Consider the following 19769-nt stretch of genomic DNA (forward strand, 5'->3'; position numbering starts at 1 on the left):
CTCACCTCCCTCTTCTTCAATGCTGCATTTACCGTTGTTATCCGATCTTCCAGGCTAGACGGTTGCAATATTCGGCAATCTCGTCAGCCGGAACCTCCTTGGTGCTCAGAATCAATTCCAGCAGAGACAACGTCTGCTTGATATCCTCCGGCGAAGCCTCCTTGCCGATTTGCGACTTGATGCGGTTATAGCCGCTCATGACGATATTGTCATAGGCTTCGGCATCCGTGCCGTTATTTTTGGTGGAGACAATGATGCCCAGCGCCCGGGAGAATACATCATAATGCCGGTTTACTTCAATATCATCCTTCAGCTCTGTACGCAGCAGGCCGATGGTCTCTTCACTATGGAAGGCAAATACCCCATCCAGGGATTTGAACATTTTGACGAACATCCCGTTTGGCGACAGATCTACGAAGAGCTGCACGCCCTGGCTGAGCGCATAATCCACCGACGGCTTCCAGCGGACCGGGCTGACCATTTGAGCGGCAATTTCTTCACGGATATTTGTGAAATCATACAGCTCTGCGCTCTTATTGCTGATCACCTGTGTCTGCAGTCTGGTGCTGAAGGACAGCCCGCCAAGCTGCTCATAGACCTGTTCAGCCGCTTCCTTCATATAAGGAGTATGGAAGGCTCCGTTCACGCCGAGCATCACTCCTTCGAGCTGGTGATGTTTGACGAATTCCTGAATGGCCTGCCTTGTACCGGAAATTACAGTTTGCTGCTCCGAGTTCAGATTGGCCGCATAGACCTCATCCCAGCCGGCTGCCAACGCTTCGACCTGCTCAGGTGCGGCGAATACCGCCATCATTCCGAGGCTCTCCTGCTGCTCAATCGCCGCTTTCATTGCCTTCCCGCGGATATCCACCAGCTGCAGCCCTTCTTCGTAGCTCACAGCCCCGGCAATGGTCAGTGCGGTAAGCTCTCCCAGACTGTGGCCAAGCACATAGCTGGGATACAATCCAATCTGCTGTTTGTATAACTGATACATGCACATGGAGCCGACATAGGTGGCAAGCTGCGCTTTGTGGGTGTCCTTGCTCAGATCGGAGGTCAGCCATTCCGAAACCGGATAGCCCAGCTGCCGTTCTGCCGTTTCAATAAGGCCACGGGCTTCCGGAGATTCCAGCCAGAGCTCTTTTACCTGTTCCGTAAATCGGGTTCCCTGTCCGGGCAACAGTAATGCAATATTCATTTAATTAGCCTCCTTTAGATGATCCATAATTTTTCCGGCCAGCAGTTCCGCCGTATGATAATTGAAGAAATCCGAGATTTTGAGATTGATATTGAAGGATTCCCTGATTCTTTTCTTGAACTTCACCAGCAGGAGCGAGTCCATGCCGAGATCGAAAAAGCTTACATTCGCCTGCACTCCCGCCTCCCCCAGCAGCGCGGATACGATTCCGGCGACCTCGTCGTAAATCTTTCCGCCCGGTGTTTCCGGGGCTGCTTCACCGCCATGCTTCTCTTCCTTCGCAGTGAGCGATACTAAATCGCCAACCCGTAATCCGCCGCCGGCATTCGCATACAGCTTCTGAAGAATGGAGTGGAACAGCGTCAGCAGTGCCTGCAGATCTGTAAGTCCGTATTCGCTGGAGATAATGCTGATCTCCCAGTCATTTCCCGTCTTGTATACGGAGAAATGGAGACCATACTTCTCGTCGCGGTAGCCGTGGGCCTCCTCCAGCTGAATGCCGTGAGCCTCATTTAAGGTTTTGGCGATCAGGCTGCCGGATTTATAGTCAAAGATAATATCCCTGAAAATATTCATGCTGCTCATCCCCTCCGTGCGGATCAGCTCATCGTAATAATCTCGTCCGGCGAAGCTTGCGAAAATCTGGCTCTGAATGCCGGCAATGAGCTGATCCGTCTCTGTCCCGAGCTCTTCCTCCAGCTCTATTCCAAACGGAATCAGCTGGACGAAATTACCGAGCGCCTTGTAATTCCGGGGGTCTCTGCCCAGGTAGGGATAGGCCAGATATACGGAGCCGCTGTGCAGAAAGTGGGCCAGACTGAGCGAGAAGGCGGTCAGTGCCACCGCGAAATCCGAATGGCGTTTGGCCGGACTGCCGTCCAGGCTGAAGCACTCGTTCAGGTAATGAATCTCGCTGCTCTGTCTGCCCAGCAGTTTGCTCTTAAACGGGGCATACTTCCCGAAGCTGAGGGTCCGGCCCCCGCCTCCTTCTGCCTGCATGCTTCCCTGCGGAGCCTCCTCCGGCAGCGGCGGATACAGCTGTGAGACGGCCGGTTCCCCGGACAGATAAGCCTGGGTAAGCTCCTGCAGAAACAGATTCATGCTGAATCCGTCGAGAAGAACATGATGGGCATTGATAAACAGATAATCACCGGGCTCATCGAGCACCCTGCAGATCAGGAAACGGACCAGCGCACGGTCCTTGATCGTGATCAGCTGCTCGCCGATGAGACGATCCTTGTCCAGATGCTCAAAGGTTCTAACCTCAATCGTCGGCGGTTCATTCCGGGTTCTTTTATGAATCTCCGAGTGTATTTCATAGGAGGTCCGGAACAGCTCGAAATCCTCCATATAGCGGGTCAGCAGATTATACATTCTGGGAATGTTGAGCCCTTCGGCGAACCTCACAAACAGTGGAATATTATAAGCCGTCGGACTAAGCAGGCAGCTGCTTACGATCCTCTTCTCAGTACTGCTAACCATTGCTGACATTGTCCGCGATCTCTCCTATTGTTCTGCTGAACAGCGTATCGAGGTCCAGCTGATACCCCTTGCTTCCCAGCTGCCAGATGATCTCCATCGCCTTGATGGAATCCCCGCCCACATCCAGGAACGTCTGCTCTGCGGTTAATTCGCTGCTCAGCACACTCGTCATCACCTTCATAATTTCAATCCGGCTCTCATTGGCCTTACAATTGCCACTTATAATCTCCTGGATGTCCGTTTTGCCGTTCGTATTCATAGGAATAATATCCACCACCTTCACTGTAGGAACCATATACTCAGGCAGCCGGCTTCTCAAATGGCCCCGCAGCTGCTCCAGATTGACCTGATCCTTCACGTAGAGCGTGAGCCGTTTACCGTCATAATGCGCCAGGCAATCCTTTTGCAGGCCGAAGTCATAGGCACATTTCTCCACTTCCCCCAGCTCAATGCGGTAGCCGGAGATTTTGACCTGCCTGTCCTTCCGTTCGACGTAGACAATCTCACCAGCATCATTAAGGTACACGGCATCACCGGTACGGTAAAAGCGTACTCCATCCTGCTGAAGCAGGACTCTGCGGCTGGCCTCTTCATCTCCCAGATAGCCGCGCATCACACCGGAATCCGCAATCAGAAGCTCCCCTTGCTGCCCTTGCGGCACCTGAAGGTTATTGTCGCCTACAATCATGAACGTTCCCTGGTCAAACAGTCTGCCGATAGGCATATCTTGTTCGGCACCAGTGACTTTGTGGGAGGTGGCAAAAACGGTCGTCTCCGTGGGTCCGTATACATGCAGGACGGTGCAGTGCCGGGCGGCTTCCTGCAGATGATGCACCGAGCAGCGCTCACCGCCGGTCAGAACCAGCGATACCTTCCTGAACAGCTCCGGGGCCTCATCCACATACAGATTGAACAGCCGTGTGGTCAGAAACAGGGTGTCGATATCCTTGAACCTTTCAGGTACATTTTCGCAATCCAGGCTGTCATCTTTACTGATCAGCTTCAGCGTCATGCCGTTCAGCAGCCCGCCAAAAATCTCATACACCGAGGCATCGAACTCCAGCGGAGCCAGCTGGCCCATTACATTGCCGCTGTAGAAGCTGGGTTCATTCACAATTTTGGCGATCGAATGATCTTCAATAGCTACCGCCTTCGGCTCTCCCGTTGAGCCTGAGGTGAAGATAATGTACAGCAGGCTGTCCGGCTTTCTTACCGCTTCCGGAAGCTCGTCTGCATGGCCGCCTTCTGCCCAGTCTACCTGATGCACACTAAGCTTGGCCTGAACCAGCGCCTTCATCTTCTCCTTGCGGTAGTCCGGATAGGCTTCAGGAATGACACAATAGGCGGCTCCGGCCCGGATGGTGCCGATCATGAGTGCAATAGCTTCGATTCTGCTGACGCATTCGATGGCGACCACATCCCCTTCACCGACTCCCTGCCTGCGCAGACAGGCGGCAATCCCGCGGGTTAGCTCGTCCAGCTGCTGATAGGTAAGGGTGCGGGTATCGTCCAGAATCGCCTGTTTATCCTGGTATATATTAAACTTTTTGTTAAATATTTCTGATAAATTCATATTGAGCCCCCTATTCTGCTAAATGATCAAGCCTGGTGCTGAATTCGCTGATGATTGCAGAAATTTGTTCCTCCGTATATTTAGCCTTGCTGTATTCGGCTTCAATCCCATTCTCCTGCCGGTAACAATACACCCGGATATAGAGCTGGAACTTGCACATCCTGTCCGCCGGGATATACCGGAAATGCCTGAACATATCCTCTTCATAGGAATACATCACTGGATATTCAGTCATTCCCGGCAGCTCATTGCTGCGGTTCATGAGCGTCTGAAGATTATCCCGGTGAATCGTTCTGATCCTGTCCTCCGTTGTACCGGCTGCTTGCATCCGCTTCGGCATGAGCCGCACGTAGCAGCCTGCCTCCGTGAAATTCCCCAGGCCCATGCGCCAGTTGCCAATGGCGCCGTAGGTATCTCCGCTGCAGCAGCGGCTCAGCACTTCCTCCAGCACGCCTTGAAACACGGCGTTTTTGGTTACATTCAGCTGCTTGGCCAGCCGCTGAACAGCCTCCTGCCGGTTATTATCCAGCGGAACTGTAAGCCTTCCGACACCAGGGACCGGCTTGTCCTGCAGCTCAGGCAGCTTCAGCAGCCTGCCGGTTGCTTCCGGTGCACCGGGGTTATCCCGCTGCAGCTCGCAGATTCTGCGGTAGCTGGACAATGGAAGCGAAGCCTGCGGCGGAACCTCCTGTCCTTCCAGCAGCCTGCCGGTAAAATCCTGTTCAAACCGGCGGATGCCCAGCCCGTCAATCACGATATGATGAAACTCTACCCAGAGATACCGCTCATCCCGCCATTCCAGAAAGGCCAGACGCCATGGATAATCTGCGCTCAGATCAATGCCTGCCAGCAGGTTCCGGATATACTCATCAGGCGGTTCAATAATCCTGAGGGATTCCACAATGAACTCTTCCGGCTGCAGCGGAGTATAACGCTGGTAAAATTTCCGCAGCTGCGGCTCATACGTATATTTCACCTGCAGTGTCTTATGTGCCTTGAACGCTGCATATAAGGCTTCCTTCACAGCTGCATAGCTGATTCCGGGTTCCAGCGGATACAGCAGCGGCAGACGGTAGATCGGCAGCTTGTTGCAGATGAACATTTTCCGCTGAATGGAGGTCAGCTCACTGCTCTCCTCCCAGGCTTCCTGGCGGTCTGCCAAGGGTGCATAATCAAGCATGCTCCGCTTCACCTGCCTTCCCAGTGAGCTCTTGTACTGCGGCGTGCACATCACGGACAATCTGTGCTTCTTCCGCCGGATTATAAATCTGATCATCAATATACAGGCTTAAGCGGCATTCTGCGGCGGACAGCTCCAGGTTCAACAGAATCTGGAACTTGGACATCCCTGCGAACTCCAGCGTCCGGTCAAATAATGTACCTTCGCTGCTGCCTGCAACCAGCGTCTGAAACACGATTGAAGGGAATTCAAGTGTAAATCCGGCGCCGTTCAAATCGTAAATCGATGCCGCCTGATACCGGTGTGCCGTAGCAAGGCTCTCCCGGAGGACTTCCTCGTCTGCCGCGTTGAAGAAGATTGGCAGCACTCTGGCGAAGGAATGGATGACTTTCGTCGCGCCCGGTATCACCCTGCCGTGGTATACCGCACCTACATAACCTTGTGTATGATTGAAAGCCAGCGCCAAACGGTTTGTTATGTATGTAAGCAATCTGTGTTCCGTCTCGGAATAGGGGGCCTTTTCCACTTGAAAAGCAATCTCATGCACATGATAGCTTCCCTTGGTCAGCATCGGCTTGCCCTGGCTTGGATAGGCGTTGTAACGGAGGAGCGGCTGCCAGCCCTGTACGGCATCGCTGATTGCCGCTTCATAGCTTCCGGCAATTTGCGCGTACTGGGCATAATCTACAGGCCGGCCATTGAAGCTGTCCTCGATCTGGCGAAGCAGCACGGCAAGCCCTACCTGATCGATCAGCATGTGGTGCATATTAAGATACAGGTAGGTCTCTTGCGTGGAGAGTACCGTGACCAGCCGGATGTCCCACAGCCTTGCACCGCCCTGCAGGCGGAATCCGCTGCTGATACCGTTCAGCTGTTCAAGATCAGCCACAGTGAGATGCTCAATTTCAACATGCCGGTCCGCTTTAACCTTTCCCGACACCTCACCGTCAGCATAGGAATATTCGGTGAAGAATACATCGTTGCATGCAATAACATGCTCGATTACCGCCTGGAGGGCAATTAATTCCGCTGTACCCTGCTCCGAAATCCGGTACGCATATTTCACATCGTACATATTTGAATCTGTAAACCGGAAGCTGTCGATGAACAGCACCTTCATAAAGTTCGGACATACATATTCATCCGGTTCCTGTCCGCCCATGTGCAGCGGAACCGCAGTGCCAGCCTTGCCGAGAATCAGCTGCTTCAGCTCCCGGAGCGTTCCCGATGCATAAATATCCTGATAGCTGAGCTGTACACCAAGATGCTCATAAATATCCGTGATCATCCTGGCAATATCCATTGAAGAGATGGAGGAGTTGAACAGGTTCTCATCCTCATCCACATCGGGGAACCAGTGGCTGCTCCTTTTGGGCTCAGCGCTCCACTCGGCTGCCGCAGCAGTCTCCAACATAACCAGCGGTGTGATCTGCGCCTTACCGGCTGGCTGGGACAGATCCAGCTGATCCAGCTCCAGCAGCATTTCTTCCAGACCTTCACACAGGTGCTGCATGAGATGCTGTTCATAACAGACCTCATAATCCAGCTGCGTCTCGTATTCATTAAACTGCAGGTGGTTATTGTACTTGTGGAGATATTCGCCCAGAGCAAGCCCGGAGAACACCGCCGATTTCCGGTCCAGATCCGGCATTTTTGTATAGGATAGGACGTAATCATACCCGCGATACCCGAGCAGCTCCATATATTCCTCGTAGGATAGTGCGGCGGATCCGTTAATCGCATGAAACAATTCCTTGAAAATGCTCTGCGCATTACCGGCGTAACTTAAGCTTTCGTCAATTTGCAGGAGCACCGGGGCAATGTCCGTAAAGTTCCCGATAACACCGGCCTGCTGCCGGTGATCCCGGCGGGACACCACCACGCCGACGAGGTTCTTCCGCTGCGGCGACAGCAGGGCCAGAGCCAGCAGAATCACACCGAACCGGGTTACTTTCAGTTTACCGGATAATGCGGCAGCTGCCTTAAATGCTTCGGCTGAGAGCCGGTCCCGGCCATACACCGGTTCGGCATACGGACGGGACTCCTTATCCGTGCGGAGGAACTGCCTGATCTTGTCCGTGTATCCGTCAGCTATAGTTAGCGGCTTCCCCTGGCCCGGCTCCCGGAAATAACTTCCCTCCTGAAACACCGGAGAATCCTTGGTCAGCAGCTCTTGTTCCAGACAGTCCAGGAACAGATAAAGGGAATCCCCGTCCATAATCAGATGATGCATCAGAAATTCAATGCAGCGCTCATCCTCTCTCAGGTAAAAGGCGGCTAACTGCTGCCCTTCAAAAATGGAGATTCTTTGGCCGCGGAGCGAAGTCCCGCTTCTGTAATCCTTGAAGCCGCGGTCCACAGCAAAGAGGTACTGCCCCTCCTGTCTGATGATCCTGCCGCTAAAGGCCTCGGCTGCATTCATCACCCGCTGAACGGCCTGCTCCAGGTCTTCCCGGCTCCACCGCTTGTCATAGTGAACCGAGAAATAAATTCCGTAATCCTTGTTATGCTTCTCTGCATAGAGAATTTTCTGCTGCAGGGGTGTAAGCTCATAGTACCGTGTGCCGTTATCTGGCTCCACTTTCATAATGGTCCCCTCCTCCTTTCACGGCAGCTGCTCTAAATATCCTGAGTCTTCACCCGGGTAAGCAGCAGGAAGATCACTGCCGCACAGCCAAACAAACTGATGAAATGGGTTGTTACAGCGCCGCTGTTTCCTGAGAACCCGCTGAACAATTCTGTATTCAGCTCCGTGATCCACCGGGTAGGCAGAATTCTGGCGAAGCGCTGCATCCCTTCGGGCATAATCGAGCTGGGCCAGAGTGTTCCTCCGAGCATCGCCAGCGGCAGGGAGACTACCGTTACCAGCAGGCGGCCGGTGGATTGCTTGGTGGTACGGCTGACCAGCAGCAGGCCAATCCCTGCAGCAATAACATTCAGCAGGCCGTAAGCCAGGACCAGCAGCAGCAGATGAGAGGCGGACAGCTCCAGGTCAATTCCGAAAGCTCCGCTCATCAGCGCAATCATCAGCAGGAACTGGACGACACCGATTGCTGCAAATACTGAGACAGTCTGGAGATAGTAGCTGAGCTTATTTTTAGCCGTCAGCAGTACCCGTTCTGTGGTCGAGTGAACCTTATCACCAAGGAACAGCAGCGTATTGGTCATTGTCAGGAACAGCATGATGAAGACAATCATGTTGAACGTGCTGGTCAGCACCACTGCGTGCGGATTGCCCAGAATACTCGGCTCCACCTTAATCGGTGCCGGGGAACCCTCCATAAGCTTCATATTCTGCTTGAAGGCTCCTGCATCCGGAGCATTTTTGGCCAGCGTCTGCAGGGAAGAGAAGACGCTGTTCAGCTTCACTTCGAGTGATTTTGAATTGAAATTGGTTTCTTTGGCATAGCTTTCAATCTTCATTCCATCCGGGCTGGCATACAATTCATCGGCCGTCTGGGAGAAGACAATTCCGAGATTGGCACTGCTCTTAATGGCACTGTCTGCATCCTCCGCATGAATCAGGGTCACATCCTGCTTTTCCAGCATGGCAGAGACATAAGAGTCAACCGCGGGGTCCGGTGCATACAGGGCTAAGGTAACTTTGGTCGCATCGTTATATTGCGTGACTACCATAAAGGTAAAGAGGATCGGCAGCAGCACCATGAATATAAGCGTCAGCCTTCTTTTCACGATCCGTTTCAAATAGAGTTCAAAGATTCTCATCTTATCTGACTCCTTTCCGTGTCAATGAGAAGACGGAGATGATCACAAAGCCTAAGGACAATGCCAGCGCATTATAGACAGGCATCAGATGAATTACACCCTGCTGGATATAATCGAACAACGGCTGCTGAAACACCTCGTTAATGCTGAGCTTGCTGAGTGAGCCGAAATCCAGCTTGATAAATCCGCCGCCGATAAACGTCATGACCGGAATCAGCAGCGAGACAATACCGTCCAGCGCCTTCATGCGGCGTCCAAGCACTCCGAGAAACAAACCCAGCGCATTGAAGAAAACCGCTCCCACGATGATGATGAACAGGACCACCAGATTGCTTGCGCCATAGGATACATTGAAGAACAGCTTGGCACAGAAGACGATGATCAGTCCCTGAATAATGGAGATCGAGCACCCGGTCAGCCATTGGCTGACTACCAGCGACATTTTGGAAAGCGGAGAAATGAGATAGCGGTCGCCAAGTGCCTCATTGTACTCCTCCTGAATGAAATTCATTGTGTTGGCCAGGCCGTAAAAGAGAATCAGCACCAGCATCGTCACTCCGTAATAGCTTAGCCCTGACATATTGCCCGCATCACTCTGCTTCTCTGACGTATTTCCTGCTGTCAGCAGATTGCTGTAAGCATGCTGATACACGATAGGCTGGTTATTCCGTCCAGACACATCCATCGCCTGATAGCCGTCCCCGAAGGCGGAGAGGGTCAATGCTGTGATGTCCACCTTATCGATGTTCTGGTCCTTGCCGTAGATGGTTACTGCGCTCTCCTGCTTGGCATTAACCCCTTCCGTTAAACCGGCCGGCAGATAAATATATTGGTCATATTCATCAGCCTCCAGAGACTTCCGGGCCTCCTCCGCGCTCTCCGCGACCGTTACCTTGTACAACTCCTGGTTCTCCTTGCCTGTAAGAAAGGACACAATATCCTTACCGAGCTGTCCCTTGTCCTCATTGACCACAACCGTACGGGTCTGTGTGATGTTGATGGCTCCCGCTGTCTTCTCCGGCTCAGAATGAAACATGGTGGATAAGGCATTGCCGAGGATTACAATCAGCAGCAGCGGCAATAGAATGTAGTTGACGAATACGACCGGACTTTTTATTTTCCGCTTCATGCTTGTCAGATAAATGGTCCACATGGCTAATCCCTCAAATTCTTCTTGGTTAATTTGAAGAAAACCTGTTCCAGATTCGGCGAGATGTATTGAAAGCTTTTGACCTCATCACCGAATCTTGCTTTAATTTCACTGAGAATGCTGACGTTATTCTTCGGGACAGAGAGCTCGACCGTGTTCTCGTCTGTAGAGATCACCGTGTATTCCGCCAGCCGCTCGGCATAAGCCGATCCCTTTTGCTGGAACTCAAGCTTAAGAATCGCCTGATCGGTGTGTGCCTCCAGAACTTCGCTCAGCCTGCCTTCACAGAGCAGCGTACCTTTGTCGATAATGCCAACGTGAGAGCAGATTTTCTCTACCTCCTCCATGTAATGCGAGATGTAGACGATGGTTGTGCCCAGCTGGTTCAGCTCAAGAATGGCATCCAGAATCCGGTTGCGCGACTGGGGATCCACACCTACAGTCGGCTCATCCAGAATGATGACATCCGGATTATGCACAATGCCGCAGGCGATGTTCAGCCGCCGCTTCATCCCGCCCGAGAATTTCTTTGGCTTCTGCTTGCGCTCGTCCCACAGCCCGACGAATTCGAGTGCGTAGCGGACCTGATTCTTCAGCCGTTCCCCCTTCAGGTTGTAGAGCTTGCCGAAGAATTCCACATTCTCATATGCCGATAGATCGTAGATTAGCGCCAAATCCTGCGGCACATATCCCACCCGGCTCTTCGTGCTCTGATTGGGATACTCGTTGAACCACTGCAATTTACCGTTCTGCGGGTTCTCCAGCCCCAGCATCACCTTGGTCAAGGTTGACTTCCCGGCTCCGTTAGGGCCCAGCAGTCCATAAATTTGTTTGTCTGTGATAGAGATTGTTAAGCCGTCCAGAACGGGTTCCTTTTTGTTGTAGCTGAAATCTATAGCCTCGCCTGAAAAAATTGTCCTCATTGCTGTTGTACCTCCTACAAATGTTGTGAGCTTCTGCTCCTTTGACATCCTCCGAACGAATTCACTTAGGAATTCATTGCGAGGCCTGTTTCCTACATTCACAGTGTAGCATCGGTGCAAAAGGATATACTTTTATGTCATAACAGGCGGATTTTAGATAATAACTGCATGATTTTGCGCACAAAAAAAACGGCCATGCCGCCTTTCAAGGCGCATAACCGTTTAGTGCATACCCTATTCAGATTGCATAACCTGCTCTGCTGAATCCCTGGCATAATCGCTGAACGTCGAGAGCACACTGTTGTACTCCTCGATATCCTGCACGCGTATGCCTTCGTGAAGCTGCTTCCAGATCTCTTCGGGGAGCGAGGATTTCATCGACCCCATATCCATTTGGAAAAAGGTTTTCAGCACTTCTTCTCCTGCCGGAGGCCCTTTGAACAACGTCAGATTTCCTTGCTCATCCACCCCGATGTAGGCATCCTTTTTAGTCAGCGGCGATAAGTCATTTACCCGCTGCTCCAGCCACAGATCGCCTTCCTTGCTGATCCAGCCGTTCCAGCCCGGATGCTCCTCAATCAATGCCTTCAGCTGGGCGGGACTCTTCACACCGGGCAGCGTCTGCACTTCCTCACCTGCTACATAAGTGGTCTGAAGATGCACTGTTCTGCTGATGCCTCCGCGGCTCACCGCTTCCAGCAGTTGTGCGCGGTCCATTGCGGTACTGCTGTCTTCCCTGTTATTCCCGGTATGATAAACGGCTGCCAGAGCCGCTACACTGTCCCCCTGATTCCCGTTCTGCAGCGGATTATACAATTCCCCCGCTGCTGTAGGGATCCTCCATTCGGAAGTACTTAGCAAACCGCTGATCTCTTCCGGAACCTGCATGCCGCGCCATGCCAGCACCGTTAATGCGATACAAGCCGCTCCAACCCAAGGGGCTTTTTTCCACCGTCTCCATCGCCGCCACAGTTGTTTTTTCAAGCGAAAAGCGTTCACTGTAATCCCTTCATTCTGGTTTTTTCCTATTGTGACCTGTGAAGGGGGCAATTATGCGCTTTATAGATTAAACTTGTGATTTTTCTATTTTAGGACAGGTCGTGACTACAGAGAATGTTTGGACTTCCGGCCGCTGTTGTCTGCAGATTTCTTGATTTATACCGTTGCCACGGTTGAAATCCGCAGACAAAGGCGGACGCTGCCGCTCCTACAGTTCCAAACTTCTCTTCCGTCACTTCTCCTTAAATGTTTATCTTCAAGTTAAAATTATATAAGGCAAAAATATTATTGTGTTCCCGTTACTACTCCGTGAGCAGCGGGTTCTCAATTGCGCCCATGAACAGCCAGACTCCGGTTTGTATGTCTTCAATAATATAGATAAACGGCCGGTTCACGATCATTTCAAAAGGCGCTTCAGCTGGAGAGGCAGCTCCTCCCGCGAGCATTCCAACCAGCGTTGAAGCGGCGGCTTCCGTTCCGGACTCATTCACTTCGATATACGTTTTATGAATAATACTGCTGATGAAGATGGGAGTCCCCGTATCCGCAAGAGCTGAGAAATCCCCTTTGCGGGGGTCAAAAGCAAGCTTCACTCCCAGAGCCTGCACCGCTTCCTTCAAGTCTGTACCATAGCTTGCTGTGAACCGGGGCAAAGAAAGCGATCCCTGCTTACCCGAAAATTGATCATCTGAAGGTAAACCGTCTTTAGCCAGGTGATTAAGAAGCGTATTTAGAGAAGAATCCTTAGCGGGAAGAATCACAATCATATGCATCTGGCCCTCTCCGTAGGGAAGACGCACGGCCTGCCAATCCTTATCTTCTGCATATAGAAAGTGACCAGCCTGATTCATCAGGAGAACCTCCACAGCCGGACCGGAGGCGGGATAGAAATCATCCGGATGCGTATTTCCCTCCAGAAACACTTTCTTCCATCCGCCCTTGAAATAAAGTGCGTTCACAAGTACGGCAACACTTTGCGCTCCGGGCGGCTGCTCCAGCATCCTGTCAATTTTCCCTGACGTGTGGTCAGAGACCCACTCGTTAATTGCTTTTACCGATTTATCTCCCGTCAAATCTGCAGTACGGATCTGAGCATCATAGTAGTCTTTACTTGCTTTCAAATATCCTTTGCGAAGCGGTATATCTTGATTAGCCCACACCGAATTAGCCAGCTCAAGCTGAATGCCGGGCCCGGCATCGTTCAGCAGCGGCAGCAGAGCGCCCTCACTAGTATTAAGCTGATCCAGTTCATCAGGAGCATAGCCCAGCAGCTTGCCCAGCTCCTCTGCCGTTTCTCCCTTACTGCCGTTGTAGGCCAGCGCCAGCGCAGCGGAAATGCTGTAAGGCGAAATCGTCAGATTCCTGCCTCCGCCGCTCTGCTCTCTCAATTGGCTGAACAGCTTAAGCCCAAGCTCATTGCTCTGCCGGGCAAGCCGGGAATCCAGCTTCTTAGCCGCATCTGCTCTTTCGCTGAAGCTCATTGAGGAGCCCGCAGAACTGCAGCTGGTCAGCAGCAGCAACGACAGAAGCAATGCCAGTATCTTGTTCACGACCCTTCCCCCTTTCACAATAATGGCTGAATGTATGTACCGAACATCCGCATACCATCACTGACGCGAGGAATTGGAAAAAGTTTCAAGAGTGGCGGCATACACATTAGGAATAATCGGCTTCTGGATTTGCTATAGATATATGGTATTATTTAACAAAAAAGAGGATTGAGGTGACATTTAGGATGTTCAAACGGTCTGATAAGATATTTATTTTCATCCTCTAATGGATGTATACCAAATTAATAAAAGGAGATAGTTAACTTGCATAAAAAGAAATACTTCACCCTTTTACCACTATTCCTCATTCTAGGGATCATCTTGGCCTTCACTCTTCAATCCACTACAAGATCATTTGCATTATTTACAACCGCGATGGCATTTTGGATGACTTACTATGTTTGGATTTATATTGAGAAGCTGATACGGAAGAATAACGAATAGTATTTGTATTTGTTCCCCATGAGTATCTCGTACTGTGCAACAATCAGGATGACTCTCGTTAAAAAAGCTTCTTTAAAAGTAGCGCAACTTCGCTACAATCCTTTCGTCATATAGTAAAGGTAAAAAATTGTAAAAGTTTGCGTCATATTAGCATTCGTACTGCGCAACAATCACTATGACTCTCGATAAAAAAGCTTTATTAAGTTAACGGGCATTTTATGGAGAAATGAGGTATTTGTGGTATTATATGTAATTATGGATTATTTGAAAATGTGGGAATCAAAATATGGAACGTAAAATTCAACTAATGGAAACCTACGTAAATATCGACTTTGGAAACTCACCCTTTTTAAAATTAGATACAGGGTTGCAAATTCCATACTCTTCAATCAAGGGAATAACAACAGGTAGACCGATACCAAATGCTTTTAAACTATATGGTGCTTTATTAGGAGGAATGAGAAATGGGTTATTTAGATCAAATGGTGGTTATCAACTGCACTTTTTTGAAAATGAGCTTGAAACTCTTCATTTAGATTTGAATAGCTTTAAAGTTGGTAAGTTCAAAATATCAAAGTTGATCATTGGTGTTAAAAATCCTGAAGAAATAAGTAAAAATATTTCCGAAAGAGTGAAGTGATAATTTGTTGATGAACTGTTCTTTGAACTAACGGAAAACGTTAGTGTAAAAATAACAGCAGCAGTCTATGACTTTGATTTTTAGTTCAGAGCTGCTGCGATAAGCTGTACTATCTCTCCCTAAGTGCGCCTTATGCGTCTACTGCTCAGTGTCGTGGATATTTTCTATTCTATTAGCACAGAACCGATTACTGGATAGTCTTAAGTTATACTGCACTAAGAAACCAGCGAATCGCGCTCCACATCAGCGATAGCGGAAGCGCTAGCCTCTGAGACCACGGTATGGGAGAGCGTAGCGGCCCCCCATCGATTAGTATGGTCAATCGCTCGGAAATGGGGGTACACTTTTGGTCGTAACCCATTCAGCGATTGTTTCCTTCCTGATACAGTCAAAGACTAAATGGTTGCATTTATGATCCACATAACACACTGACGAAGTGAATGTGAAATATTTGAATAATGGCGCTCTAAGCGTTAGGAATAACCGGCAGCAGGATATGGCTTGGATAGCTGCTGTCATGGCAGATCGTCTGTTGCACGGTTACATCCTCTGTATCCTCATATGGATTATTTCCGGTATTGCTATTCGGGAAAGCGACAAATTTACTCGACGAAGTAATGGTAAAGCGGATGCGGTGTCCCTCAGCAAAGGTATGTGCGATATTTTGCAGGAAAATATCATACTTCTCCACCTGTCCCGGAACCAGCAGCTGCGGCTGCTCCAGCCCGTGCCGGTACTTCGCTCTGACAATGTAGTTGGAGAGCCGGATGGAATCTCCGTTCTCATGCACATCACTGAGTGTAACGACCCAATCCGTATCGGCCCCCGTGCTTGCAGCATAGATAACCGCAGACAGCTCTCCGGCAATAGTCAGCTTATCCGCTAACGGTTCGCTCGTGTACACGACAATATCGCTGCGCAGCTCATGCTTACGCATATTCTCCGGCTCCCGCTCCCCGCTGTCCGCAACAGGATCAGCCGGATTATAGATATAGGTGTCTGGAATGGAGTTCTCTTCCGGCTGGGATACCAGCCTGCCGTCGCCGAGCGACGAATTCGCCCGCCCGCGGCTTGCCAGGTAGAACGGGGTCACTACCGCTTCGGCAGGTGTCCAGTCCTCCGACGTTCTCCATTTATTTTCTCCTACCACGTAATAAGAAGCTCTGGGCTCCTCATCGATACCATTCGGGATCTCCTTCAGGAACCGGTCGAACCAGCGCAGCACGGATACATCGTAATCGTACACTACGGCGTCGTTGCCAAAACTGACCCCCATCAGGTCCCGGGCCCGGTTCGGTCCATGCTCCCAGGCGCCAAGTCGGATTTTGCGGTTCGGCACATCATGCTCAGTCAGCATCCGCCACGTCTCCGATACACCGGGACTGTCCCCGTCGTACCAGCCGGAGATTACGTACATTGGAACCTTTACCTGATCTCCGCGTTCAGTGAAGGTGCAGTTTTTCCAGAAGTCATCGTATTCCGGATGCTGGCTCCACAGCTCCCACGGTCCTGAGGTCCTGCCGATCATCTGCTGCGGAATGTCCCGGATGGGTCTGGCATCTACAGCTGCCTCCGGGTTCACCGTTACTCCGCCAAAAATATCAAAATCCGTCCGTGTACCCACCGATTGGGCCAGCGTCCAGGACAGCAGCGGCCAGGAGCAGAGCGTCCCCCCCTTGCGCGCAGTATCAACGAACGGTGAACCTACATTCACTTCGTCCACAACCGCTTTGAGGTTCGGATGCCCGCTCGTTGCCGCCGCTACCACGACATAGCCCAGATAAGATGCGCCCCACATCCCGACTTTACCGTCAGACCAGTCCTGGGCAATAATCCAGTCAATCGTGTCATAGCCGTCATCGCGCTCATGATAGAAAGGAATAAGCTCGCCTTCCGAATCCGCCCGGCCACGGACATCCTGGGATATTACGGCATAACCTTTGTTCGCCCAGCGCATAAAAATCTCTTTTTTCCCGTTCCGGTCATAACAGGTTCTCACCAGAATCGCCGGAAGCCTGGTCCCGGGCTTGATGCCTTCCGGCAGGAACACATCGGTAGCGAGCTTAATGCCGTCCCGCATCGGAATCAGGAACGTCCCCAGATCGTTGACCCCATACTCCGGCTTGGACAGCAGCGGCTCATCATATACGGTAAGCGGAGTCAGCCCCTCGTATCCTGCTTTGACGATCATTTCAATGCCATAACGGTTAGGCGTAACAAAAGCAATCACTTCACCGTCCAGCGTGACCACATCCAGCGCGGTATCCCCCCTTAATGCCCATACCTGTGAGACCTGCATTTGCCCGGAAATCTCCGCCTCATAGCGGATATGCTTCTGATACACGTCGCCGTTATCCAGTACAACCTCTTCTCCCGCCCATTGTGCCGATTCGTAAGACCGTAGCTGCCGGGCTATTTTAGCAAAAGGAAGTACATATTTCGCCCCTGGATCCAGCACGTTATCCTGCATTTGTGTGCGCCGGCGGACATCTACCTTGGCATGCATGATCCCTTGTTCCGTGAAATGGATCTTTCCGCTATAGATGCCCGAACAGTAGAAGTTGAAGCTTGTTGTATGTAAATATGTAGTCATCAGTGTAAAATCCCCTATCCGCAAATTTGTTCGAACACCCGCAGCCAGTTCCCGCCCATTATCTTCGCAATCTCATCATCCGTATAACCGCGTGCGACCAATCCCCGGGTGAAATTGATAAAATAGCTATACTTCTCTAATCCGGCCACCGTTTCCGTAGAAGGTCCGTCCCCTTTGGCAAAACCCAGCTTCGGAGCTATATGTTCTTTAAAATAAACCAGAGACCAGTCCAGATCGCTCATCGGCCAGTCCGTGCCAATTCCCACATGATCTACACCAACAAGCCGGATCACGTATTCCATATGATCGAGTACATGGTCAATGGTTGTATGATCAGGATCCTCATGCACAAACCATGGCATAGCAAAAATCCCGATTACGCCGCCTGTATCCGCAATAGCGATGATTTCTTCGTCACTTTTACAGCGCATATGGTGATATATCGCTTCTGCGCCGGTGTGTGAGGCAATTACGGGTGTGCGGGAAACTTTACAGGCATCAAGTGTGGTTTGTTTACCGCAGTGTCCGGTATCGACGATGATACCCAGCTTGTTCATGCGCTCTACGAACCGGACACCGAAATTCGAAAGCCCGCCATTCGCCTGCTCCGCACAGCCGGAGCCGATCAGATTCTGCTTATTGTAGGTTAGTTGCAAAATACGCAGTCCAAAGTGATGCAGTACCTCCAGCAGCTCCAGATTGGTGCCCAGCGCATCCGTTTCCTGCGCCGTCACGATGCCCGCTACACGTCCTTCCCGCTTGGCCCTGCGGATATCCTCAGCGGTCAGTGCTTTTACCAGCCAGTCTGCGGAATCAAACTGCAGCTGCACCTCGCCCATGCTCGTAATCACGCTCTCCATATCATTCAGATGCAGCTCACGGTTGCCGGCGGTAATCCCTGACATGTACCATTCCTCTTTGTACTGGGGAATTCCCCCGCTTGCCGACAGCTTGGTAACCCATTTAGCCGGCATAGCACTGTAGATCATAGGCTCTTCCTTGTATGGCTCACTGAGTTCTTTGATCGCCTCAGAGACAGCAGCGGGGATCGCACGGGGAGACAGCGGGCCCTGGAACAGCAGGTCGATGTTAATGTTCTGCTCATGCAGGCGCTGCGCGCGCTTCTCCTGTTCCTCCGATAAATTGAAATCATACATTCCTGATTGCAGACTCACGTGTTAAGCCCTCCTGTACGCCCGAAGCTCTGACAATTAAATAGAGCGGCGTTACTTATTAATAATAGATTGCGGAATTACCAATTACCAGGTAACCTCAACACCCTTATGGAATACAACAGCCTGATTATAGATATATTCCGCTGCGGCTAAATCTTCAATGGCCAGGCCCAGCCCTTTGAACAGCGTAATCTCCGCAGGATCAGCCCTGCCCTCAATCCGGCCTTGGAGCAGTTCACCGAGCTCACCGATGATATGCCCCTCCCGGATGACTCCCTCACCCAGCGGAATGAGATAATCTCCCGCTTCATGGACTGCGGATTCCAGCCGGTCCACATAGAGCCTGGACATGGCTGCAAGCGCCGAATCCAGCTCACGGTCCTGCGGCCTGCATGCGCCTACCGCGTTAATATGCGCACCTTTTTTCACCCATTCGCCCAGCAGCACCGGAACGGTGGAAGCGGTCACCGTACAGATGATGTCCGCGTCCTGAACCGCCTCGCGTACCGTAGCTGCCGCGGTAATCTTTACATCCCATTGTGCGCTCATGTCTGCCGCAAACTGCTGCGCTTTGGACCCTGTTCTGCCCCACACCCGGACCTCCCGGATGTTACGGACCAGCAGCATTGCCTCCAGGTGGCTCACCGCCTGTTCTCCCGTCCCCAGAATCGCCAATATACCAGCATCCTCCCTCGCCAGCAGCCTGGTTGCAACAGCGCTTACTGCTGCTGTACGGATAGCTGTAATTTTCCGCCCGTCCACGACCGCTTTCAGCACACCAGTTGCCGCATCAAACAAAGCGACCGCCCCTTGATGCGAAGGCAGGCCTGCATGGTGATTATGCGGGAACACACTGATAATCTTGGCTCCGGCTGCCGCTTCCTGACGCAGATGCCCTGGCATAAGACCCAGCAGATTACCTTCGCCGAGCGGCAGCACCTGCCGGAGGCTCTGCACCGCTTCCCCTGCGGAGAGTGCGGCCAATACCTCCTGCATCACATTGATACAAGCTTTCATTGATAACAAATCCGCTACATCATCTCTGTTAATAACCAGCATTCCGCCTAGCCCCCTGTCCTGTTTTTTTTGCATCAGCTTCTTTTATCATAGCGTCATCTATGCCTTTTGAGAAATAC

At 51.4% G+C, this 19769-nt stretch carries 14 protein-coding genes; 1 reads left to right on the forward strand and 13 read right to left on the reverse strand.

Annotated features, from left to right (window positions below):
- Positions 1–37: 37 nt before the first annotated feature.
- The 10 genes from QU597_RS22140 to QU597_RS22185 form a co-directional block, all read right to left on the reverse strand.
- The gene (locus tag QU597_RS22140; protein WP_310829850.1) at positions 38–1198 is read right to left on the reverse strand and encodes an ACP S-malonyltransferase; all 1161 of its coding nucleotides are present in this window, start codon (positions 1196–1198) and stop codon (positions 38–40) included.
- Positions 1199–2689, reverse strand: coding sequence for a condensation domain-containing protein (locus QU597_RS22145; RefSeq protein WP_310829851.1), 1491 nt, complete (start codon positions 2687–2689; stop codon positions 1199–1201).
- Positions 2673–4253 (reverse strand): non-ribosomal peptide synthetase, encoded by a 1581-nt coding sequence (locus QU597_RS22150; protein WP_310829852.1) that lies wholly within the window; start codon positions 4251–4253, stop codon positions 2673–2675. Before QU597_RS22150 ends, QU597_RS22145 begins: the two co-directional genes overlap by 17 nt.
- A gap of 10 nt (positions 4254–4263) precedes the next feature.
- Positions 4264–5433: a condensation domain-containing protein gene (locus QU597_RS22155; protein WP_310829853.1), complete on the reverse strand. Its 1170-nt coding sequence runs from the start codon at positions 5431–5433 to the stop codon at positions 4264–4266.
- Positions 5426–8020: a condensation domain-containing protein gene (locus QU597_RS22160; RefSeq protein ID WP_310829854.1), complete on the reverse strand. Its 2595-nt coding sequence runs from the start codon at positions 8018–8020 to the stop codon at positions 5426–5428. The genes QU597_RS22155 and QU597_RS22160 overlap by 8 nt, the downstream gene beginning before the upstream one ends.
- A 32-nt stretch (positions 8021–8052) precedes the next feature.
- Positions 8053–9159, reverse strand: a complete 1107-nt coding sequence (locus tag QU597_RS22165; protein ID WP_206101634.1) for an ABC transporter permease — start codon at positions 9157–9159, stop codon at positions 8053–8055.
- A gap of 1 nt (position 9160) precedes the next feature.
- A complete protein-coding gene (locus tag QU597_RS22170) occupies positions 9161–10312 on the reverse strand; it encodes an ABC transporter permease (RefSeq protein ID WP_310829855.1) in 1152 nt (383 codons plus the stop codon).
- A 2-nt stretch (positions 10313–10314) separates the two neighbouring features.
- On the reverse strand, positions 10315–11232 hold the full coding sequence (locus tag QU597_RS22175; protein ID WP_206101636.1) for an ABC transporter ATP-binding protein: 918 nt from the start codon (positions 11230–11232) through the stop codon (positions 10315–10317).
- 234 nt (positions 11233–11466) lie between these two features.
- Positions 11467–12231 carry a BofC C-terminal domain-containing protein gene (locus QU597_RS22180; RefSeq protein ID WP_310829856.1) on the reverse strand — a complete coding sequence of 255 codons (765 nt, stop codon included), beginning with the start codon at positions 12229–12231 and terminating at the stop codon, positions 11467–11469.
- Between the two features lie 302 nt (positions 12232–12533).
- Positions 12534–13781: a serpin family protein gene (locus QU597_RS22185; RefSeq protein ID WP_310829857.1), complete on the reverse strand. Its 1248-nt coding sequence runs from the start codon at positions 13779–13781 to the stop codon at positions 12534–12536.
- A gap of 730 nt (positions 13782–14511) precedes the next feature.
- Between QU597_RS22185 and QU597_RS22190 the strand changes: the two genes are divergently transcribed.
- The gene (locus QU597_RS22190; protein WP_310829858.1) at positions 14512–14865 is read left to right on the forward strand and encodes a hypothetical protein; all 354 of its coding nucleotides are present in this window, start codon (positions 14512–14514) and stop codon (positions 14863–14865) included.
- 466 nt (positions 14866–15331) lie between these two features.
- On the opposite strand, the gene QU597_RS22195 is transcribed toward QU597_RS22190, so the two are convergent.
- The 3 genes from QU597_RS22195 to QU597_RS22205 all read right to left on the reverse strand — a co-directional run bounded on the left by QU597_RS22195 (position 15332) and on the right by QU597_RS22205 (position 19692).
- On the reverse strand, positions 15332–17458 hold the full coding sequence (locus QU597_RS22195; RefSeq protein WP_310829859.1) for a CocE/NonD family hydrolase: 2127 nt from the start codon (positions 17456–17458) through the stop codon (positions 15332–15334).
- A gap of 14 nt (positions 17459–17472) precedes the next feature.
- Positions 17473–18633 carry a dipeptidase gene (locus QU597_RS22200; protein WP_310829860.1) on the reverse strand — a complete coding sequence of 387 codons (1161 nt, stop codon included), beginning with the start codon at positions 18631–18633 and terminating at the stop codon, positions 17473–17475.
- Positions 18634–18717: 84 nt separating this feature from the next.
- Positions 18718–19692: an ornithine cyclodeaminase family protein gene (locus QU597_RS22205; RefSeq protein WP_310829861.1), complete on the reverse strand. Its 975-nt coding sequence runs from the start codon at positions 19690–19692 to the stop codon at positions 18718–18720.
- Positions 19693–19769: the final 77 nt, after the last annotated feature.

Origin of the sequence: Paenibacillus pedocola, assembly GCF_031599675.1 — a bacterium.
Taxonomy (GTDB): domain Bacteria; phylum Bacillota; class Bacilli; order Paenibacillales; family Paenibacillaceae; genus Paenibacillus_AQ; species Paenibacillus_AQ pedocola.